19 protein-coding genes and 1 riboswitch are annotated in these 21,051 nt (G+C 28.3%); of the genes, 6 read left to right on the top strand and 13 right to left on the bottom strand.

All coding sequences use genetic code 11. The features are described from left to right. Window positions 1-186: 186 nt before the first annotated feature. From tsaE to rimI, 3 genes are read left to right on the top strand one after another with little or no spacing between them, the layout of a single operon-like run. On the top strand, window positions 187-648 hold the full coding sequence (gene tsaE, locus CNEONATNEC86_RS03220) for a tRNA (adenosine(37)-N6)-threonylcarbamoyltransferase complex ATPase subunit type 1 TsaE (RefSeq protein WP_058293797.1): 462 nt from the start codon (window positions 187-189) through the stop codon (window positions 646-648). Next, on the top strand, window positions 645-1,361 hold the full coding sequence (gene tsaB, locus CNEONATNEC86_RS03215) for a tRNA (adenosine(37)-N6)-threonylcarbamoyltransferase complex dimerization subunit type 1 TsaB (RefSeq protein WP_058293796.1): 717 nt from the start codon (window positions 645-647) through the stop codon (window positions 1,359-1,361). Before tsaE ends, tsaB begins: the two co-directional genes overlap by 4 nt. Next, entirely contained in the window at window positions 1,345-1,782 is a 438-nt protein-coding gene (gene rimI / locus CNEONATNEC86_RS03210; protein WP_058293795.1) for a ribosomal protein S18-alanine N-acetyltransferase, read from the top strand. Before tsaB ends, rimI begins: the two co-directional genes overlap by 17 nt. Window positions 1,783-2,059: 277 nt before the next feature. Here the strand turns inward: rimI and CNEONATNEC86_RS03205 are convergent, their stop codons facing one another. The 8 genes from CNEONATNEC86_RS03205 to CNEONATNEC86_RS03170 all read right to left on the bottom strand — a co-directional run bounded on the left by CNEONATNEC86_RS03205 (window position 2,060) and on the right by CNEONATNEC86_RS03170 (window position 11,118). Then, window positions 2,060-2,812: a flagellar motor protein MotB gene (locus CNEONATNEC86_RS03205; protein ID WP_058293794.1), complete on the bottom strand. Its 753-nt coding sequence runs from the start codon at window positions 2,810-2,812 to the stop codon at window positions 2,060-2,062. A gap of 28 nt (window positions 2,813-2,840) precedes the next feature. Next, complete coding sequence (gene motA, locus CNEONATNEC86_RS03200) at window positions 2,841-3,617, bottom strand: flagellar motor stator protein MotA (protein WP_058293793.1); 777 nt, start codon at window positions 3,615-3,617, stop codon at window positions 2,841-2,843. A 551-nt stretch (window positions 3,618-4,168) separates the two neighbouring features. Continuing rightward, complete coding sequence (locus tag CNEONATNEC86_RS03195) at window positions 4,169-4,747, bottom strand: ECF transporter S component (RefSeq protein ID WP_125149468.1); 579 nt, start codon at window positions 4,745-4,747, stop codon at window positions 4,169-4,171. Window positions 4,748-4,934: 187 nt separating this feature from the next. Further along, window positions 4,935-5,052: riboswitch (FMN riboswitch) on the bottom strand. A gap of 104 nt (window positions 5,053-5,156) precedes the next feature. Continuing rightward, window positions 5,157-5,750 carry a cytidylate kinase-like family protein gene (locus CNEONATNEC86_RS03190; RefSeq protein WP_125149469.1) on the bottom strand — a complete coding sequence of 198 codons (594 nt, stop codon included), beginning with the start codon at window positions 5,748-5,750 and terminating at the stop codon, window positions 5,157-5,159. 100 nt (window positions 5,751-5,850) lie between these two features. After that, window positions 5,851-6,459, bottom strand: coding sequence for a copper homeostasis protein CutC (locus CNEONATNEC86_RS03185; RefSeq protein WP_159135511.1), 609 nt, complete (start codon window positions 6,457-6,459; stop codon window positions 5,851-5,853). A 63-nt stretch (window positions 6,460-6,522) separates the two neighbouring features. Continuing rightward, the gene (locus CNEONATNEC86_RS03180) at window positions 6,523-7,659 is read right to left on the bottom strand and encodes a YibE/F family protein (protein WP_125149471.1); all 1,137 of its coding nucleotides are present in this window, start codon (window positions 7,657-7,659) and stop codon (window positions 6,523-6,525) included. A 138-nt stretch (window positions 7,660-7,797) separates the two neighbouring features. Continuing rightward, on the bottom strand, window positions 7,798-9,360 hold the full coding sequence (locus CNEONATNEC86_RS03175) for an alkaline phosphatase (protein WP_159135510.1): 1,563 nt from the start codon (window positions 9,358-9,360) through the stop codon (window positions 7,798-7,800). 294 nt (window positions 9,361-9,654) lie between these two features. Next, window positions 9,655-11,118, bottom strand: coding sequence for a glycoside hydrolase family 1 protein (locus CNEONATNEC86_RS03170; RefSeq protein WP_159135509.1), 1,464 nt, complete (start codon window positions 11,116-11,118; stop codon window positions 9,655-9,657). 272 nt (window positions 11,119-11,390) lie between these two features. Here CNEONATNEC86_RS03170 and CNEONATNEC86_RS03165 point away from each other — a divergent pair, with 272 nt between their 5' ends. Beyond that, on the top strand, window positions 11,391-12,185 hold the full coding sequence (locus tag CNEONATNEC86_RS03165; RefSeq protein ID WP_159135508.1) for an HAD family hydrolase: 795 nt from the start codon (window positions 11,391-11,393) through the stop codon (window positions 12,183-12,185). Between the two features lie 224 nt (window positions 12,186-12,409). Here the strand turns inward: CNEONATNEC86_RS03165 and pgmB are convergent, their stop codons facing one another. The 5 genes from pgmB to CNEONATNEC86_RS03140 all read right to left on the bottom strand — a co-directional run bounded on the left by pgmB (window position 12,410) and on the right by CNEONATNEC86_RS03140 (window position 18,416). Then, complete coding sequence (pgmB, locus tag CNEONATNEC86_RS03160) at window positions 12,410-13,048, bottom strand: beta-phosphoglucomutase (protein ID WP_159135507.1); 639 nt, start codon at window positions 13,046-13,048, stop codon at window positions 12,410-12,412. A gap of 3 nt (window positions 13,049-13,051) precedes the next feature. Next, a complete protein-coding gene (locus CNEONATNEC86_RS03155) occupies window positions 13,052-14,740 on the bottom strand; it encodes a glycoside hydrolase family 3 protein (RefSeq protein ID WP_159135506.1) in 1,689 nt (562 codons plus the stop codon). 21 nt (window positions 14,741-14,761) lie between these two features. Further along, the gene (locus CNEONATNEC86_RS03150) at window positions 14,762-16,024 is read right to left on the bottom strand and encodes a PTS sugar transporter subunit IIC (RefSeq protein ID WP_159135505.1); all 1,263 of its coding nucleotides are present in this window, start codon (window positions 16,022-16,024) and stop codon (window positions 14,762-14,764) included. Window positions 16,025-16,483: 459 nt separating this feature from the next. Then, entirely contained in the window at window positions 16,484-17,281 is a 798-nt protein-coding gene (locus tag CNEONATNEC86_RS03145) for a MurR/RpiR family transcriptional regulator (RefSeq protein WP_159135504.1), read from the bottom strand. A gap of 223 nt (window positions 17,282-17,504) precedes the next feature. Then, the gene (locus tag CNEONATNEC86_RS03140) at window positions 17,505-18,416 is read right to left on the bottom strand and encodes a hypothetical protein (RefSeq protein ID WP_159135503.1); all 912 of its coding nucleotides are present in this window, start codon (window positions 18,414-18,416) and stop codon (window positions 17,505-17,507) included. 218 nt (window positions 18,417-18,634) lie between these two features. Between CNEONATNEC86_RS03140 and CNEONATNEC86_RS03135 the strand changes: the two genes are divergently transcribed. Both CNEONATNEC86_RS03135 and CNEONATNEC86_RS03130 read left to right on the top strand, forming a co-directional pair. Continuing rightward, entirely contained in the window at window positions 18,635-19,327 is a 693-nt protein-coding gene (locus CNEONATNEC86_RS03135; RefSeq protein ID WP_058293785.1) for a response regulator transcription factor, read from the top strand. Further along, on the top strand, window positions 19,302-20,876 hold the full coding sequence (locus CNEONATNEC86_RS03130; RefSeq protein WP_083498704.1) for a sensor histidine kinase: 1,575 nt from the start codon (window positions 19,302-19,304) through the stop codon (window positions 20,874-20,876). The genes CNEONATNEC86_RS03135 and CNEONATNEC86_RS03130 overlap by 26 nt, the downstream gene beginning before the upstream one ends. Window positions 20,877-21,051: the final 175 nt, after the last annotated feature.

The following is a 21,051-nucleotide window of genomic DNA, read 5'->3' as shown; positions in this document are numbered from 1 at the left end:
ATAACATTACTATTTTTATATTATATCAATTTTTATATTATAAATATATAGTATTATGCTACTAAAGTATACATATTTTATTATTTTTAATTATATTTATTTGGTTTTTATAAAGATTTGATATAAAATAAAGTAATGATAAATTCATAAGCTGCAATAATATTAATATTAAGGAGGCTTTTATACATGATATTTAAAATAAATAGCGTAGAAGATACTACGCAACTTGGTATAAATTTAGGTAAATTACTTAAAAGTGGAGATATAGTTTGCTTAACTGGAGATTTAGGTACAGGAAAAACACATATTACAAAGGGAATTGCTAAAGGCCTAGGTATTGAAGATAATATAACCAGTCCAACTTTTACTATTGTAAATGAATACGAAACTGGAAGATTAAAGTTAAATCACTTTGATGTATATAGAGTAAGCGATCCAGATGAAATTTATGCCATAGGTTTTGATGACTATATTTTTTCTGATGCTGTTTCTGTTATTGAATGGGCAAATTATATTGAAGAAATTCTACCACAAGATTTTCTTCATATATTAATAGAAAAAGATCTTAGTCAAGGTGAGGATTATAGAAAAATAACCATAACTCCATATGGAGAAAAATATAATTATATAAAGGAGCTTACATTATGATTACACTAGCTATTGATTCATCTTCAAAGGTAGCTACTGCTGCTTTAATTAAAGATGATACTCTACTTGGAGAAATAACTTTAAATGATAAGAAAGAACATTCTGTAATACTTATGACAATAATTCAGGACTTGTTAAAATTTCATAAACTAGATGTTAATGATATAGATGGTTATGTAGTTTCTAAAGGGCCTGGTTCTTTTACAGGTCTTAGAATCGGAATGGCTACTATAAAAGGTCTTAGCTTTGGTAGTAATAAACCTTACGTAAGTATTTCAAGCTTAGATGCATTGGCTTATAGTGTTTCTGCTTTTGATGGAATTATCTGTCCTATTATGGATGCTTTAAGAGACAGTGTGTACACTTGTTTGTATAAATCTTCTTATAATAGCTTAGAAAAACTTACTGACTACTCTGCTCTTGACCTTGATGAACTTATAGAATTAATTGAATCAAGAAATGAAAAAGTAATTTTTATAGGTGATGGTGTTGATAAATATAAAGATTATTTAATTAAAAACTGTCCTAATTGTAACTTTCCACCTAGCCATTTAAACTTAGTTCGTGCTTCTTCTTTAGGTGAACTAGGAAGTAAACTATTAAAGGATGGTAAATTTGACGATCCAAATTCTAGTCCTATATATCTAAAGAAATCTCAGGCTGAAAGAGAATATGAGCAAAGGATGAAACTAAACAATGAATGTTCAAATTAGAATTATGAATGAAAATGATGCAGTTGAAGTTGCTAAGATAAGTATACTTAGCTTTTCATCACCCTGGAGTACTGAATCATATATCCAAGAAATAAAGAATCCAGTTGCTTTATATCTTGTTGCAGTTATTAATAATAATATAGTTGGTTTTATTGGAACATGGAACGTATTGGATGAATCACATATAACTAATGTAGCAGTTCATCCGGACTTTAGAAAACAAAAAATAGGTTCTCTTCTTTTAGAAAATCTTATAAATACATGTGAAAAACAACATAATACTTCATCATTTGATTTAGAAGTTCGTGCTAATAATATTCCTGCTCAAAAACTTTACTCAAAATTTGGCTTTAAAAATAATGGTATAAGAAAAGGGTATTATACTGATAATAAAGAAGATGCTATTTTAATGTGCCGATAGCATTATATCTTTTTCCTAATATCTGATATATAAGATATAATATTAATAGACATATAGGATAAGTATTATCTGCTACATAATACTTATCCTATATACTACTTTGTAAGTGAATTTTCAATAATAATAGTACTAAATAATTTTTCTATAGTTTTATTATTTTTAGACAATATACATTTTTCTTTATTATTAGGAATAATAAAAACAGAATGCACCCAAACTTTGCATCCTGTTCATATTAATCTTAATAACTATACTGCTTTATTTGTAATTTTTGTTATTATTTCGCTTCTTCTTCCTCATCTACTGGGAAATTACGAACCACATAAATTTCAACTCTTCTATTTTTAGCTTTTCCCTCTTCTGTGTCATTTGAAGTTTTGGGCTTATATTGACCATAAGCTTGAATTGAAACATTCTCTTCTTTAATTCCACCATAAGAAACCATAAAATCCATAACATTAATTGCACGAGCTGCACTTAAGTCCCAATTCGAACGGAATTTATTATTACTTATTGGAACATTATCAGTATATCCTACGACTCTAATCTGATTGTCTAATTCTTTAAGCATATTAGATATTTTTAATAATATCGGTGATACATCACTTAATACTTCAGCATCTCCTGAGTCAAATAAAGCAACATCTTGTATTGCAATTTCCAATCCTTCACCATTGAGATCAATTTTTATTCTGTCTCCATAGCCCTCTTGCTCAATTTCTTCTTCTAAATTCTTCTTTATTTCAGTCATTTTAGTGTCTTCTATTTGACTATCACTCATTCCTGTAGTATCTGATCCATCTGGTCCTCCTATAGATACAATTGAATTTCCATCACCATCACTAATCCCAGAACCACCTGAAAAAATAACATTAAATTGTTTAGCTACATTGTTAAATTTTTCTTTATCAATTTGTCCCATTGCAAACATAGTAATAAACAAAGCTAGTAGAAGTGTTAGCATGTCCGAATATGGAAGAAGCCATGTTTCATCCATATGCTCTTCATGGTTTTTCTTTTTCTTCCTCATCACTGTTCTCCTTTAAAATAATTTATAATTAATTATTCTCTTCAAATATTTTTCTTTGCTTCGGCTCCAACATACCTACTAATTTTCTTTCAATGCTCTTTGGATTATTTCCAGCTTGAATAGCTAACACTCCTTCAAGAATAATATTCATATTCTCTACTTCTTTCAAGGATTTTCTTTTTAACCTATTAGAAAAAGGATGGCAAATTACATATCCAGTAAAAATTCCATAAACTGTTGCAATAAATGCATTGGATATACTTGAACCAAGTTTCTCAATATCATTAAGATTTCCAAGGGCACCAATTAATCCAATAACTGCCCCTAAAACTCCAAGTGTTGGCGCTGAGCCACCCGCTGTTGCAAAAATAGAAGCACCCAAACGATGTCTCTCTTCCAAACTTTCTATTTCTATTTCTAATACTTCTCTTATCAAATCCGGATCCAATCCATCAATTACCATTTCAAATCCTTTTTTCATAAACTTATTGTCTAGACCTTGTATGGTACTCTCAAGAGATAACAATCCCTCTCTTCTGGTTGATTGAGACATTCCTACAATCTGTGTTACAATTTCAGCTGGATCCTGTGTATTCTTATCACTGAAAAGAACTCCTATAATTTTAGGAATTTTCTTAAAGTCTTTTTTAGGGAAAGAATTCATTACAGCCATTATAGTGCCAAGAATAATTATCATAATAGCCTCAGGATTTAATAACATAGTTATACTTGAGCCTATCATTAATAATCCTGAAATTACAATTGTAAGCCCCCCTAAAATACCTATAATTAAAAATATATCCATTTTTTTCTCCTTTGCAAATTGTTAAGCCTTTACAGAAATTTTCAAATTTCTGCAAATTCATTCTTTTTATTGTTTCTTATAAAATCTCCTTTTCTGCATAATACTCGTATTTTTACAAAAATATATTTTTGTAAGTTAAGTTTTATGATTGAAAAGTTAAGATATAATTCTAAAATTAATATCCCCATTATAATTAATCAATTTTTAAATACATAATGCTATTATATCATGTATTCATATCAATGCAAACAGGCTATTTCCCTAAGTTTCTCTTATGTCTTTATAAGATAATCAGCACCATTTTATAACATGAAACAATACTCTTTTTTCTATTTAAAATACCATATTTCTATGTGTTTTTTGTATTTTGGGGATATTTTTTTAAAAAATAATGTATTTTTCTGCTTATATATAAAAATCAACAAATTAAATTTTATACCTAAAAATATAAAAAACCTAGTGTAATATAAATTATCACTAAGCTTTATTTATGTTAGGACTTATATAATTTAGGCAATAACATTATTGTTTGGATGATTTTAATCATATAACTATTTTAATACTTCTCTTTCTGATGATCCAAAATTCGGTTTAACTTTAAATATTGAAACTGAAACTCTCTTGTATAAAAAATAAGTAGATACTGATACAACTAATGCTTTAACTCCATTTAATGGTAATAGACCTACTGTTATATATTTGATTAATTCTGATTGTGACATTTGCATACCATACGCAGGTAATAAGAGATAAACATTAGCTAATATTCCTACTACCTCTATTGAGATAGCACCTACAATCATCCCCAATATTGCATTCTTTTTACTTTTATTTCTATGATATACAATTCCAGCTGGCAAAATTAACGCACTTCCTATAAGAAAGTTTGCTGTTTCTCCAACAAAACCAGTTCCACTTCCCTTTATTAAAATATAAAGTATGTTTTTAAATAATTCAATTATAACACCTGAAATTGGACCAAATCCAAACGCACCAATAAGTGCTGGTACATCACTTAAGTCCATTTTTAGCCAAGGAAATACAGGAATTATTGGTAGATCAATATACATAAGTATTACTGCAATGGCCGCTAATAAAGAAATTTTAATCATCTTGTTTGTTTTTTCCATAGTACTTTGCCTCCCCAAAATTATCTCCTGAGTGTAGCTTATTAAGCGCTTAAAAAATCTATTATTTTTTAATTTTAGTTTCCTATATATTTATAGTTTTTATACCCAATAAATAATAAAACCCCAATGAATATAATTCATCAGGGTTCACCATACTAAATAAATAATGATTTTTTAATTCCTAATAGGTTACCTTCTTTCATCCAGACTATACTGTTGGCTTCGGAGTTACACCGAATCTGCTTTTATTAAAGCTCGCGGGCTATACCGCCAGTAGGGATTTACACCCTGCCCTGAAGATATTTTAAAATATTTTTTATTTTTCCTATATATTATACATCACTCTATACTATAATTACAATATTTTATAATATTATTCTATTTTTTATAGCTAAACTATTTTAATTATCTATTTTTTATTTTTCATATTTACATACATTTTTATTAGTTCAACAGCATTATCTATTCCTATTCCACTGTCTAATGTTATATCATAGTTCTGCGCTTTTCCCCATTTATTATCAGTATAGTGAACATAATATGTTGATCTACATTTATCAAGCTTAGTTATTGTCTTTTCTATATTTTCCTCTGGCATATTATATTCATTTATAGCTCTTAACTTTCTTTTTTCAATATCTGCATGTATAAATACATTTATACAATTAGGATAATCCTTCAAAACATAATCTGCACATGCACCAACAATTACACAATTTCCTTCTTCTGCAACTTTCTTAATTGTCTTGCTTTGTGCTATAAATATTTCATCATCAATTGACAAAGTATATGGAGAACTTGAAAGTGATAATGCAAACAAATTTGTAGCTCTTTTTTCTGCATTCTTAAACATATCCTCATGTAATCCACTTTCTTCTGCTGCTCTCTTTAATAATGCTCTATCATAAAATGCAAACCCTAACTTATCTGCTAACTTTTCTCCTATCTTTCTTCCTCCACTACCATATTGCCTATCTATAGTAATAATAATATTCTTATTCATAAAACCTCTCCTTATCTATAAATATTGCTATTACATCATGTATATACAATTTTGTTATATTTATATTATATCAATTTCCCATAAATTAATATAATACTTATTATAATATTTTACTTCCATGTATCTCTATAGCTTTAGTATATTCTAAAATCATATCTCTATTTTCCTTATTAATACCTTTTCCCGGCATTATTAATATTTTTCCATTAGAATACTCAACTAACTCCTTTAAACACTTCATCCCTTCTATAGCATTTTCTTTTCCACCTTTAGTTAATATTCTATCACCTCCAAACTCAACCAAATAATGAATTGCAGATTTTTTATCTTCAATCTCATCAAATGCCATATGAAATGTTATAGACATTGGCTTAGCCACATTTACTAGATCTTTAATTATTCTATAATCTATTTTATTATCCTTTATCGCACCAATTACTACTCCATATGCCCCTAAATTTTTGCACATTTCTATATCAGATTTCATTATTTCTAATTCATCATCTGTATAATAAAAGTCTCCACCTCTTGGCCTTATAATAACCATAACTGGTATGTTTAATTTTTCAATTGTCATTTTAATTGTTCCATAACTAGGGGTAGTTCCGTCCTCTAATAAATTATCACAAAGTTCAATTCTATCTGCCCCCCGCTTGGCAGCTAAAACCGCTTCTTTATAATTTCCAACACATACTTCAAATATAGCCATATAACTTTTCCTTCTGTAGATGTTGCATATTAAAATAGTTAGTATATAACTATTTTAATTCTATCATATTATCGTTTTCTTTTCTCTATTAGCTAACAACAATCCACTAGCTATTGCAGTAAATGGTGCTACTGTTATCAGTCCAAAACTCCCAATTAAAGTGTGTAGTATTTCTGAAGAAACATATTTTAAATTTAATATATTTATTATTGGTGTTCCTTGTGCCATAAATACCATAAGAAGGCCTATATATCCCCCTGAATATGCTAAAAGTAATGTAGTCATCATAGTTCCCATTATAGATCTTCCAACATTTATTCCAGATTTAACCGCTTCAAGCTTTGTTATTTCTGGCTTCTTCTCCACTACTTCTGATACAGCTGAAGTTATATCAACAGCCACATCCATGACAGCTCCAGAAGATGCTATAAATATACTAGCTATAAATATCTTTGTTAAATTTAAACTTTCATATCCTGAATATAAAAGTGATTCAGAAAATGACATAACTGCACCATGAATTTTAAATTTACTTACAAAAAATAATGCCATAAAACATGTTACTAGTGCACCAGAAATCGATCCTAAAATAGCTGCTAAAGATCTTTTATCTAGGCCATAAACTAAACCTATTATTACGCATATTAATATTAGTGTAGTTACCATTCCAACTATTATTGGATTATAACCAAGCAAAAATAATGGAATTAATACTTTCCACATAGCAAGTACAGTGAATATAAATGATAAAATTGATTTTATTCCTACAATACCTGCAAAACTTACTAAAACAACTACAAATATTCCTACTAACAATAATTCATAATTTAACCTGTAATGATCTACAAGAGTAACTACTCTTATAGTATCACCTGTATAATCAACAGTAACTAAAACCTTATCTCCTGCTTTAAATAATTTATCCTGTTCAAGTGATCCCGATAATCTATTAGTCCCTGTTGTGGTTCTTCCTTTAAATTTTCCTTGAAGTATTTCTATTTCACACAGTTGGTCTCCAACTTTTATAAGACCATTATTAACAATAAAATTTTCATCAGTACTTATAACTCTAGCTGATACCCTCTCAGTATTTTCATATATCTTCTGTGGAAATTTATTAGGTAATAGTATTAACAATATTATTGCTATTAAAGTTATAATTATTGGAATAGTGTTTCTTCTATGAATATCTTTAAACATCTAAATAATCTTCCTCTCACTTATGCAAACTTTATTAGTATTAAATAAAAATTTGCTCTAATCACATGAAAATTTAATATATTTCGTAATTAGAGCAACTTATTATTATTCTTTATTTTAAATTCAAAATCATATATCTTATTTTACTTTAGTTATTTCTTTTAACTTATCAAACACATTTGTATTATCATAATATCCTGAGAATAACTCTTGTCCTGCTCCCTTTGCCATCATAGCAACTGGTAATCCTGTATGTGAATAAGAGCTATATGATACACCCGATTTATTATTCAAAATATGTGTTAATGTAACAGTAAATGGTTCATAGCTTCCATACATAACATATTCATTTTCATCTAATTTTCTATCCTCTTTTTGAATCATACTCTTTTCATAGGCTGCTTTTATTCTTGCTTCTTCTTCACTTGTTAGTACCATTCCACCTTTTGTTGATTCACCTGATGATCCTGCTCTCTTAAGTCCAAAATTCGCTTCAACATCTTTCATTGCATCATCAAATGATGTTTTATTTTCTCTGTACTTTGCCATATATCTATCAAATGCTGTGTATGAAATCTTTTGATTAGATAAGTTTTGTAAATAAGTATCATAATTTGTACCTGCAAATCCTATTGTAAGTCCACCCGTCTCATGATCTCCTGTAACTAAAATTAACGTTTCTTTTGGATGTTTATTATAGAAATTTATTGCTTCTTGTACTGCATCACTAAGAGCTTCTGTATCATTAATACTTGATGCTGCATCATTAGCATGGCCAGCCCAGTCAATCTTTCCGCCTTCAACCATCATAAAAAATCCTTTATCATTATCTAATAGCTCGATTCCTTTCTTAGTATAATCAGCTAATGTAAGTTCATTACCTGTGCGATCTAGATCATACTTTATTGCTCCGCTTTCTTTCTCAATCTCATTCTCTGGACATATGGCAATTACTTTATTGTCACCAGATTTTAAGCTCTTTATCTCTTCTTGTGTATCTGCTATCTTAAATCCGTTCTTTTCTGCTAATTTCGATATAGGTAATTTTCCTTGTTCTTTTACTTCTTTAGAATCATCTGATAAGAACTTTCCACCTGCAAAATAATTAAAGTTGGAATTAACAAGCTGTACTCCCATATCATAATAATTACTTCTTGCTGGCACATGAGCATAATATGCGCCTGGCGTTGCATGATCTATATTTACAGAAGTTACTATACCTATTTTATATCCCAATTCTTTTTTCAATTTTTCAGTTATTGTTTCATAAGATTTAGTTTTTGTCTCATCCATGTTTATTACACTACTTAATGTTTTCTTACCTGTTGAAAGTGATGTAGCTGTTGATGCTGAGTCTGGACAAACTGATGTTGAATCATAAGTAGTCACAGTTCCTGCAACTGGGAAGTTCATAAAAGATAAATTCACTGGATTTGGGTAATTTCCTTTTTTAGGATCAATTACTCCATTCTTTTCTACACCTTTATAATATTGAGCAACTTGAATTTGTGGAAAACTCATCCCATCTCCTATAAACATGAATATATACTTTGGTGCCTTTCCATTATATTTAGCTGATTCTGATGTTGCAGCTTCCACTGGTTTTATAGGACTTATTGGATTATTTAATGTATATCCAATCCCAACTAACATAGTTAACGTAATTGTTGTTCCCACAATTCTTTTAGCAGTTTTATTCATTAATATCGCCTCCACTTTTACCATTAAAAGTTTTTATTTCAATTTAATTATGTACTAATTATAGTATTATCAAATTAAAACAATTTTATAGTTTGGTAAAATTTGTATTATATATATGTTAAATAAAACTTACCACATATATCCATAATCTAATCACGTTTTATCTGATGCATTAATGTAAATAGAACTCCTAAATTTAATATCAATAAATTTTATTCTGTCATTTCATAAAACTGCAAAAAATGGTATCTACTTGACTTTTCAAATTCAAGTAGATACCATTTTTAATTAATATTATAATTCTTCACCATTACTTGCTATAACATTCTTATACCAGTTAAAACTCTTCTTTTTATATCTATCTAAATTACCAGTACCATCATTATTTTTATCAACATAGATAAATCCATAACGTTTTTTCATTTCACCAGTACCTGCTGATACAAGATCAATACATCCCCAAGGAGTATATCCCATTAAATCTACCCCATCAATTACTGCTTCTTTCATTTCTTTTATATGATCTCTTAAGTAATCTATTCTGTAGTCATCATTAATTGACCCATCTTCTTCAATTTTATCAACAGCACCAAATCCATTTTCAACAACCATTAATGGAATTCTATATCTAGAATACAATTTGTTTAACACGGTTCTTAATCCTATTGAATCAACTTGCCATCCCCAATCGCTTGCTTTTAGGTACGGATTCTTTAACCCAAGAGACATGTTCCCGCCAATTTGTTCTGAATCTTCTGGATGCGCGCTTATACAGTTAGACATGTAGTAGCTAAATGTATAGAAGTCTACAGTTCCTTCTTTTAAGATTTCTAAATCTCCCTCTTCCATATGAATATCTATATTGTTTTCTTTGAAGTATCTAGCTGCAAAGTGTGGATATTCTCCTCTTACATGAACATCTCCACATAAGTAATTACTGATTTCTTCACTATTTTGAGCTAAAAAAACATCTTCTGGGTTACATGTATATGGATATAATGCTTCATACGCAATCATACATCCAATCTTAAACTCTGAATTTATTTCATGTCCCATTTTTATAGCTTTTGCGCTTGCTACAAATTGATGATGAAGTGCTTGGAATCTCTTTTGAGGATTATCCTTAATTTCACTTATAGGCCCACCCTTTTCATCAAGAAGAATTCCACCTCCAAAGAATGCACCAAATGGCCTTGCAAGTATATTTATTTCATTAAATGTAAGCCAGTATTTAACTAAATTCTTATATCTAGTGAAAATTGCCTTACAGTATCTTAAATAACAATCTATAACTTCTCTATTAGCCCATCCATCACCATTATATTTTTTAGTCAATCCATATGGAAATTCATAATGTGAAATTGTAACTAATGGTTCTATATTATATTTCTTTAATTCATTAAATACATCTTCATAAAATTTTAATCCTTCTTCATTTGGTTCAAGCTCATCACCATTTGGGAATATTCTAGTCCAGTTAATAGACATTCTAAATGTCTTAAATCCCATTTCTGCAAATAAAGCTATATCTTCTTTATATCTATGATAAAAATCTATCGCCACATGGCTTGGATAATAAGTTCCTTCTTCAAGTTCTGGTGTAATTCTTCTTGGTATTGTATGAGTTCCACCTGTTAATACATCAGATGTACTTAAGCCTTTTCCACCTTCTCTATATCCGCCTTCAAATTGGTTTGCAGCAGTTGCTCCACCCCATAAAAAACCTTCTGGAAATTTATCTGAATACTCTTTTAACATGTACACCTCTCCATTTCATAAATTACTTATAAATTGTTTACATATTTATGATACCATATATTAAATATATTTTTTCATTTCATTGACTTTTTGTAACAGATACCATTTTATAGGTATTTGTTTTTTTATAAAACAATGTGTTATTATTTATAATTTAACAATACATTTTATATTAAAGTTTATGTATTTTAATTGACTAAGGATACTAACCACCTTAAAATTATAGTAAATAATAATTTGAGCACTTCATACAAAGGAGATAATTAGTGATTATGAAAAAAGCAATATTTCTTGATATCGATGGAACAATTTTAGACTGCTTGGGAGGCATACCTGATATTACCCCTAATGTAAAGAAAAGAATACGTTCACTACAATCAGATGGCAATTATGTTTTTGTTGCTACTGGCAGACCTTATGCATTTTTAAGTCAAGCTATATTAGATTTTGGTTTTGATGGGTTCATTTTAACAAATGGTGCTCATATTATAATTAATGGTAATACTTTTTACAAAGATCCCATTGATAAAAATTTTATAAAAGAAGCTACTATTGAATTTGAAAAACGTAATATTCAATATATTCTTGAAGGTGAACTTTACTCGTATATGAGAGATAATTGTAAAGAATTCTATGAATTTTATGATAGTATAGGAATTTCCAGAAAATTTTTAGAAAGCAATTTTAATATTGATGATGTAGATACTTATAAAATAGAAATGTTATGTCATGATAAAAGTTCCGTAGATTTCTGCTTATCATTAATAGAAAATAATCCACATTATGATCATTTTCATAGCATAGATGAAAAATCATTCGAACTATATTCTAAGAAAAATACAAAAGCCACTGCAATTTTAAAAGTATTGGATCATTTAAATATCCCTATTGAAAATAGCTATGCATTTGGTGATGGAAAAAATGATATAGAAATGTTATCAACTGTTGGCTGTGGAATAGCTATGGGAAATGCTGATGATGACGTAAAGAAATATGCAAAAGAAATTACTGATACAGTTCATAATGATGGGGTAGCTGTTGGTATAGAAAAGTACATTATCTCTTAGAACTGTATATTTACTTATCATTTGAATTGTTCTTGATTTACTCTTAACATTTTACTTACTAGACACAACTTTTCAATTTAAGTCTAAATATGACTTTCGGAGTTTAGTAATTTTATATTTTCTTAGATATAAAAAATGTAACAAAATAGAATTAGAATAAATTCATCTTGTTACATTTTTTATTTTTTGAAATTTGTGCTTCAAAATAATATATAATATTTATATTATTTAAATATATCTAATAATTCTTTAAACTCACTTAAATGATAGTCGGCAAAAATACATTTAGCTGCACTTGATATTCCTGCTACTTTCATCGATGCAATTTTGGCAGCTATGCAGCCTGATTCTGAATCTTCAATAACTGCACATTCTTTTGGCTGAATATTCAAACCCTTTGAAGCTTTAATAAATATTTCTGGATGTGGCTTTGAATATTTTATCATTGTACCATCAGCAATTACATCAAAAAAATCAATTAATCCTATTTGCTTTAGAATTATTTTTGCATTTTTACTAGATGATCCAATTGCTAATTTATATCCTCTTTCTCTTAAGATCTGCAAAGTATCCAATACTTCTTTAGAAACATCATTAGTTGTCATTTTCTTAAGAAAAGTTTGATAATACTTATTCTTTTCCTCTGCCATTTTTGACTTTTCTTCTTCAGTATATAACTTGTTGCTTTTTTCTAAAATAATCTCTAAGCTCTCTAATCTTGATACCCCTCGAAGTCTTTCATTAATTTCAGTATCAAAATAAACCCCCAACTTATCCGCTAATTTTTTCCATGATAAATAATGATATAAATCTGTTGAGCAAATAACACCATCCAAATCAAATATCAATCCTTTAATGCTCATATTCTATCTTCTACTCTCTTCATAATTGCAGAATGGGTCCACTGGATTTTTTCCTTTAAATTCACTTTTACCAAGCAATTTATCAACAAGTACAATTGGATTATATTCATTTGCTGTGTAGGCATTTATATAAGTTTTAATCATGGGAACATCTTGTAAATGATAAGGATTAGCTAATGATATAAATAAAGTTGGGATTTCATTAACAAACCATGGAACATCTACTCCTAGAGGAGCTTTCCATTGAATTCGTACATTTGTCTGATTACTTGCTGTTTTTATATTAGCAAAATAAATAACAAGATCAAATGTATTCTTCAAATTCTCGATACTTCCATTTTTCAAAAGATGTGAGTGTTTAGTTTCATCAAAATAAATTATCTCAAATCCTTCTTTTATCATTTGTTCAGAGAAAATTTTATTTACTGCTGGCTTTCCGCTCGCACTTACCTTATCGCCAAGAACTATAAATAAAACGCGCCTATGTTTTTCTATAGATAATGGTAATAAGCTTTGAGTATCTTTTACTAAGGTAATAGATGCATCTGATAATTCCTTAGCCCATTTCACATGCTGTTCACATTTTAGAATACCAAGTAAATCTTCATTAATAGAACTGCTATTCTCATGCAAATGAAGACTTGCCTTCATTGCTAGAATTCTTTTAACAGCTTCATTCAAACGTTTCTCAGTTAAAGTTCCATTTTCATATGCCTGTAACATATAATTGTAATCTTCCTCTAAATCACGAGTGAACAATATCATATCACATCCAGCTATAATCACTCCTGGAACAATATTACAACGCTTGTCAACTGATGTTAGTCCTGACATATTGACTGAATCAGTAATAATTAATCCGTTAAATCCAAGTTCTTTTCTTAATAAATCATTCAATAAATAGGTTGAGTAACTTGCTGGTAAAAATGCCTCTTCTTCAAGGTCTGGATATTTTGTCCTTATATAGTCAGGAAACATAATGTGAGCAGCCATAACTGATTTTGCTCCATTATCTATCATCTCCTTATAGATAACCCCATAAGTTTCTTTCCATTTCTCATATGATAGAGAGTTAACACTTGTTAATAGATGCTGATCTCTATCATCTACACCATCTCCTGGAAAATGTTTTATTGAAACAGCAACATCATTTTCTTGACAAGCTTTCATATATGCTTTTGCCATATTTAAAACTCTTTGCGGATTATTACCAAAAGTTCGTACATTCGTAATAGGATTTGAATGATTATAATCTATATCAATAACTGGTGCAAATGCCCAATTACATCCTACTGATTTTCCTTCTTTAGCAGATATTAATCCTAAACGATAAGCATATTTATCATCCTCTGTTGCAGCTACTTGAATTTGCCTACCATAAAAAGTTCCATCATTACCAATTCCATCACCTCCAGATTCAAGATTTGCAGCTATAAGCATAGGAATACGAGAATTCTTTTGTAAATAGCAATGTGTTTTTTGTATTTCTTTACTTAATCCTGGTCGATACATAATGCCACCTGGATGATATGTATTTAAAATTCTATCTAATTCATTTCTGTCATGAGTATCTCCATGTAAACAAAATAATTGTCCTATTTTTTCTTCTGTTGTCATGGAATTAAAAGTACTTTCAACCCATTGAATATCTATATCATTTAAAAAAAATGGATTTCCTTTATAATCAATCATTTTTATTCCCACCTTTAACTATTAAATTTCTTTCATTTCTTCTTTATAAGCTTCTTTGTCAGCAGCTTTGAAGAACGGATAATACATAAAAAGTGATATTATTAATAAAACCAATTGTAAAGCTGCAATTTTCCAGCTTCCTTCCATTAATCCAGTTACAAAAGGAGGAAATCCTGGTCCAAGTATAGCTCCATTAGCTGGTGGGACAATACCTAACGCTGTACAAACATATCCAATAGTAATAGATACAACTGGAACACAAATGAATGGTATAACAAACTTAGGATTCATTACTAATGGTGTACCAAATATAACTGGCTCATTAATACTAAAGCAATTTGCTGGTAATGCCATCTTCCCTAAAGTCTTGTAACGCTTACTTTTTGCAAAAAATGCAAACAAAATGCATAGTGCCAATGTTCCTCCAGATCCACCAACTCCGCTATAAAGATTAAAGAATTGTTTACCAGCCAAATTTGGTAATACACTTCCTGCACTATATGCTGTAAGATTTTGAGCATCTAAAGCCATCCATATTGGATTCATGACTGAATAAAGAACTATAGTTCCATGAATTCCAAAGAACCACATAGTCTGACACAGAATAGCAGCTATTAAGAATGCAAAATAATTACTTCCAATATATTGCAAAGGTAATTGAACAAAAGAATAAACTAATTGATGAATACTTCCATATGTTGTATGTTCCATAACGCTAGCAATAACAAGTGCTACAATAGCAATAACAAAACCTGGAATCAAAGATGTGAATGTTTTAGATATTGTATCTGGAACTCCATCAGGTAATTTGATAGTTAGATTCCTTTTAATACATAACACAAATAAAATTGATGATATCAATCCAATAAATATAGCAACAAATAAACCTTTTGCACCTAACCAACCAAAGCCTAAATAACTTGTAGTCACATCTCCAACAACTACATTTTCAATAGGCGTAACAAATAAAAATGCCATTAAAGCTAAAATACCTGCCAGTACCCCATCTGTATCATGTTTTTTAGCAAAACAATATGCAATGAAAAATACAGCATATAAAGATAAAATATTGACTGTAAGCTGAGCAGGAATTGTAAGCAATTTTTTCAAACCAGTATTAATCAAAAAATTTTGATATGCTTCAATAGGTAAATTAGACAATAAAGAAGCAATAGAGCCAATCATTGTAATTGGTAATGTAGAAATCAAGCCATCTGAGATTGCTGTTACGTAATTGTTTTTTGCCACTTTATCAATACAAATTTGGACTTTCGATAGATTCATGTTTTAATCTCCTTCCTAAAGTACACAATAATCTTAATTTTTTAATTTCTAATATCATATCAAGCATTATTTCAAAAAGATATTTCATTAAAATAACGTGTATTTCTTAAGATTATATTAGTAATAAAAACTATTTCTTTAACTTAAATTTTAAATGCGCGCTAACTTTTTTTATATGAAGATCTTCTGTAAATTAATATTAACACAAAAATATTCATGATTGTTTTCTTTATACGCAATCGTTTTCTTTTAGTGCTATTTTTTTTTCTATTTAATAATATTTTCATAAAACAAAAATTTAAGTCCATATTTCTTAAAATAAAAAAATGATATCCATATAAATGAACATCATATCTTAAAGCTTATCATGAAAAGTATATTTATTTTATTGAAATTAGATGGAAATTTGAATATGTACTGCAAATTCAAATTTATAAAAATTTTTATTAAAAAAATTAATTATAAAATGTAACGATTCAAATAGCGATTCAATAAAACTTCAATAAATAACAAAAATTTATAATTGCTAGATCTACCATTTTGATAATTCCCCACATAAACAACATGATCAAAATTGGTAAGTATACGATTATTAGGATTCTGTGTAATAACATACATTTTTGTATTATTTTTTCTTATTTCTTCAAAAATATATTTTCTAGCATTGAAATAATTTCCATCGACACTAATAAAAATGCATAAATCATCTTCTTTAACATTTTCAGTAAACTTACTTTCTTGGTTACGTGTAAAAGCAAAGTGTACCATTTTCCCATAACTCATAAGCATATATTGGAGATAAAACGAAAAAGATCCAGATAATTGCATACCAAAAATATAAATATCTTTCGCCTCATAAATATCTTCTATTAAATTATCAATATCTTTAAAATTAATTACATTAACTAAATCATCTAGTGAACTTTTTATAGATTCGGTATATTGAAAAATTTCTTTGTATTCATTTCCATCATTAAAAATTAAACCTTTATAATTATCATTAATCATTTCTCGAAGAAATTTTTTATTATCTAACAAAGCTGATTTTAAATCAACAAAATTTCTAAAACCAAGAGATTTTGTATATCTCGTTATCGTTGCTGGTGATGTATAACATTCTTCTGCTAAAGTCGTAATTGATAACTCACGAATTTCGTTATGTAAATATTCTAGTAATTTTCTAGAGATAACATAATTGATATCATTTTCATCCATAGTATCAATTATGATTTGAATGTCATTAAAAATCGTATCCATAATAATCATTCTCCTCTTTTATTGATTATAATTCAGAAATGAAATAATTTAAATTTCAATATATTCTAACATTTGACAGATTCCATGTCAATATTGGCACATCACACTATAAATAAACTAATAGAGAATAATACTAAGAAATATATTTGCTTAATAACTAATAAAAATAGAACTACTATAAAATTTAGTTTTACAGTAGTTCCATTTTTATGAATTCCTCAATCTACCCTTCTAAAGCTTCAAGTATCTTATCTTCTTGTGCTTGAGTTATCACTCCAGCTTCAACTAAATTATCAAGGTAGCTTTTTTGTGCTGATGTTGAAATACTAGTAACACTATTATCTTCTTCCTCTTCATCATCTTCTTTTGCTTTAGCTGGTGCTGGTTTTCCCATATTTTTAATTATCTCATCTTTTATTTCTTTTGTTATAGTCCCATCTTCAACTAAAGTATCTAGAGGATTCATTTTTCTTTCTTCATCTTCTTCATTAGAAGTCAATGCTGATAATAGAGTAGTTTTACTTAATTGACTTTGTTCATCAGTTATTATGCCATCTTCAACTAATTGTGATAAAATGTCAATTATACTTTCTTCATTGCTGCTGCTATTACCTAAGCTTTTTATAATTTCATCTTCTTGTTCTTGTGTTAAAGTTCCATCTTCAACTAAAGAATCTAGTGGATTAACTCCTCTTTGAATATCCCCACTGCGTGTATTTTGTTGTATTGTTGATAGCAATGCATTTTGAATTGAACTCTTTTGATCCTCAGTTATTGTTTCAGAATTAATTAAACTATCAAATGGTGCAGTGGAATTCATCATATTTCCCTCACTACCATATGTCAATTTATTTTTATACGTATTGTTTATTCCATTACTTTCAAAAGCACTTTGAACTGCATCTGCTTGCTCTTGTGTTAAAGTCCCGTCTTCAACCAAGTTGTCTAAAATACTAGAATCAAATTGTGGTGGCTGCATTAGTCCAGACGCTATATTTCCAGCTTGTTGGCTGATTTGGATTGAATCACTCTCTTGTTGTTTAGCCTGCTCCTGCTCTTCTAATAATTTTTGCAGTTGAATCTGAGTAAGATTATAGTATCCATTGATTTGTGATGTACCATTTATTGTGTTCATGTGTTTTCTCTCCTTATATCTGCTTCCTTGCACACATTTTTACACTTCCCTGCTCTTCATTTAAATTTTCATATTATTTTTATCGTAATATATTTCATACTGACAACTGTTATCATGTGGCAAATTTAAGGCAAAATTGTGGCAACATTAAAGAATGTAAAATTTATTAATTATTAAATATCTTTTATGTTAAAATGGTTTTGAGGTGAATTAGATAAATGAACAAAAAGTTGATTTATATGGCTGATGATGAAATTAATATTTGCAATATCATTAAATCATTTCTTTTAAGAGAAGGTTTTGATATTGAAATCTTTACTGATGGCCGTTCTTTGCTAAATGCATTTCAAGAAAAACAAGCTGATATGCTAATATTGGACATAGTTTTACCAGAATTAGATGGATATCAATTATGCTCATTAATCCGCCTAACTAGCAATGTTCCAATAATATTTATTTCTGCAAAAGATACAGAACCCGATAAAATTGCCGGACTCAATCTTGGAGGAGATGATTATTTAACAAAACCCTTTAGTCCATTAGAGCTTATTGCAAGAATAAATAGTATTTTTAGAAGAATAAATTTAGATAAAACACAAACTGAAAATAATGAATATATAAATATATGTGATATTTATATAAATCCATCTACAAAGCGTGCTGAAATTAATGGGAAAAAGATAGATTTCACTGTTACAGAATTTTCACTACTACATTATTTAGTTAAAAATAAAAATAAAGCAATTAGTAGAAGTGAACTTTTGGACAAAGTATGGGGTTATGAAAATAGTGTTAAAACAAGAGCTACTGATGATATGATAAAAAGAATTAGGAAAAAACTTAGTGATGCAGGATCCGTTTTAGAAATACATACAATCTGGGGATATGGATTTACAATACAAGATGAATAATTTTATAGTAAATAAAAATACAATAAAAGGCAAAATATTAAACTATAATATAAGTATCATTATTATGCTTATTGCATTAACTGCTATAATATTTAATTTATCTATAAATCTTTATATTCAAAAAGATATAAAAAATCAATTAAACACCCTTGCTTCAAACGCCAAGAATACTGTATTAATAAATAGTCCGGATTTTTTTCCTAATAATAACATTCCGCCAAAGCCACCTAAATTTAATCAACATCAAACTAATAATCAAGATAATATAGAAACAGATAAAAATATTGTTCCTCCATCTGATCCATCAGAAAATCAAAATAATATTTCTAGTCATTTGTATAGTGATAATAATGATTCATTTAAATACTACTTAATGCTAGATCGTTCTTTAAAAGAGCCTCTAACTTTATTAAATGCTAATTTTATACTATTAGATGAAAATCAGAACACAATAACTCCTCTTCACGAAAATTTTGATTATTCTGCTATTATTGAAGAGATATCATCCAAAAATTCTAAGGCTATGCGCTTAAATGAAACAACATATGTTAACTTTGACTTTTCAGATAATAAGTATATGGCAGTAATTCAGCCAATAGCTGATAAAGACTTCTCTTTTTTAGGATGGATTATTATATATTCAAATGTACAGAAAATGCAAGAATTAAAATTTTATATTAATATAATTCTATTGCTTATTCTTATTTCTAGTGCTTTTATTACAGTTATTTTTTCTTCTAAACTATCAAAAAATATATCCAAGCCGCTTTCTGATTTAAATGAACAAATAAGTTCTATTTCTGATAGAAATTTTGGTAATAAAATTCAAATTCCTGTATTTGATGAACTAGATGAATTAGTAAATAATATAAATTCCATGTCAGAGAAGCTTGGAGATTATGATAAAGCTCAGAAAATTTTTTTAGAAAATATGTCTCATGAATTTAGGACGCCTTTAATGTCTATTCAAAGCTATGCCGAAGGTATAAAATACAGTGTTATTGATAATGATACTGCTGTTGAAGTCATTCTTGGTGAGATTAATCGTATGAAAATTTTAATAGAGGATTTATTATATTTATCCAGATTAAATGCAATAGAAGAAAATTACAAATACTCCACCTTGAATTTTAATGAAATAATCGTAAGATGTATTGAGCGAATGAATCTAATTGTTGAAAAAAATAATATAACTATATCCTTTAATCTTCCAGAAGAAATACTCTATATTAATGGAGATGAAGAAAAACTTTCTCGTGCAATTACCAATATTATAACTAACTGTGTTAGATATGCTAATAGTTTAATATCTATTAATTTAATAATATTAGGACATAACAAAATTCAATTAACTATAAGTGATGATGGCACTGGTTTTGATACCAATGATTTTTCCAATATTTTCAAAAGGTTTTATAAAGGAAGTAAAGGTAATTTTGGATTAGGACTATCCATAAGTAAAAATATAATAGAGCAACTAGGTGGCACCATTAGTGCACGCAATTTAGAAAAAGGTGCTATATTTACAATTATATTACCATTACTGTAATATGCTTTTTTATATTTAAATCATATATAATTTAAACAAGTATTTTTAATTAATGAAATTTCAAATAACTTAGAACTCATAGTAAAAATTTACACTCTAAACCTTTAAAAATGTTAAAGACTATCACCCACTAAATAATGTGATAGTCGTTAATTTTATTATATTAACTTTTAGT

It is taken from the genome of Clostridium neonatale (assembly GCF_900465025.1).
Lineage (GTDB): Bacteria > Bacillota > Clostridia > Clostridiales > Clostridiaceae > Clostridium > Clostridium neonatale.
The sequence above is the reverse complement of the archived record's forward strand: the minus strand, read 5'-3'. Positions and strand labels throughout refer to the sequence as shown.

Bases quoted from the DNA above. Each gene is read 5' to 3' on its own strand.
- CNEONATNEC86_RS03170 (WP_159135509.1), bottom strand. From the start codon at position 11,118: ATGTTAAAAGAGTATTCAGATAAATTTCCAGAAGGTTTTTTATGGGGT.
- CNEONATNEC86_RS03165 (WP_159135508.1), top strand. From the start codon at position 11,391: ATGAAAAAAGCAATATTTCTTGATATCGATGGAACAATTTTAGACTGC.
- CNEONATNEC86_RS03190 (WP_125149469.1), bottom strand. From the start codon at position 5,750: ATGAATAAGAATATTATTATTACTATAGATAGGCAATATGGTAGTGGA.
- CNEONATNEC86_RS03205 (WP_058293794.1), bottom strand. From the start codon at position 2,812: ATGAGGAAGAAAAAGAAAAACCATGAAGAGCATATGGATGAAACATGG.
- rimI (WP_058293795.1), top strand. From the start codon at position 1,345: ATGAATGTTCAAATTAGAATTATGAATGAAAATGATGCAGTTGAAGTT.
- CNEONATNEC86_RS03195 (WP_125149468.1), bottom strand. From the start codon at position 4,747: ATGGAAAAAACAAACAAGATGATTAAAATTTCTTTATTAGCGGCCATT.
- CNEONATNEC86_RS03135 (WP_058293785.1), top strand. From the start codon at position 18,635: ATGAACAAAAAGTTGATTTATATGGCTGATGATGAAATTAATATTTGC.
- CNEONATNEC86_RS03180 (WP_125149471.1), bottom strand. From the start codon at position 7,659: ATGTTTAAAGATATTCATAGAAGAAACACTATTCCAATAATTATAACT.
- CNEONATNEC86_RS03140 (WP_159135503.1), bottom strand. From the start codon at position 18,416: ATGAACACAATAAATGGTACATCACAAATCAATGGATACTATAATCTT.
- tsaB (WP_058293796.1), top strand. From the start codon at position 645: ATGATTACACTAGCTATTGATTCATCTTCAAAGGTAGCTACTGCTGCT.
- tsaE (WP_058293797.1), top strand. From the start codon at position 187: ATGATATTTAAAATAAATAGCGTAGAAGATACTACGCAACTTGGTATA.
- CNEONATNEC86_RS03145 (WP_159135504.1), bottom strand. From the start codon at position 17,281: ATGGATACGATTTTTAATGACATTCAAATCATAATTGATACTATGGAT.
- CNEONATNEC86_RS03185 (WP_159135511.1), bottom strand. From the start codon at position 6,459: ATGGCTATATTTGAAGTATGTGTTGGAAATTATAAAGAAGCGGTTTTA.
- CNEONATNEC86_RS03130 (WP_083498704.1), top strand. From the start codon at position 19,302: ATGGATTTACAATACAAGATGAATAATTTTATAGTAAATAAAAATACA.
- pgmB (WP_159135507.1), bottom strand. From the start codon at position 13,048: ATGAGCATTAAAGGATTGATATTTGATTTGGATGGTGTTATTTGCTCA.
- CNEONATNEC86_RS03155 (WP_159135506.1), bottom strand. From the start codon at position 14,740: ATGATTGATTATAAAGGAAATCCATTTTTTTTAAATGATATAGATATT.
- CNEONATNEC86_RS03175 (WP_159135510.1), bottom strand. From the start codon at position 9,360: ATGAATAAAACTGCTAAAAGAATTGTGGGAACAACAATTACGTTAACT.
- CNEONATNEC86_RS03150 (WP_159135505.1), bottom strand. From the start codon at position 16,024: ATGAATCTATCGAAAGTCCAAATTTGTATTGATAAAGTGGCAAAAAAC.
- motA (WP_058293793.1), bottom strand. From the start codon at position 3,617: ATGGATATATTTTTAATTATAGGTATTTTAGGGGGGCTTACAATTGTA.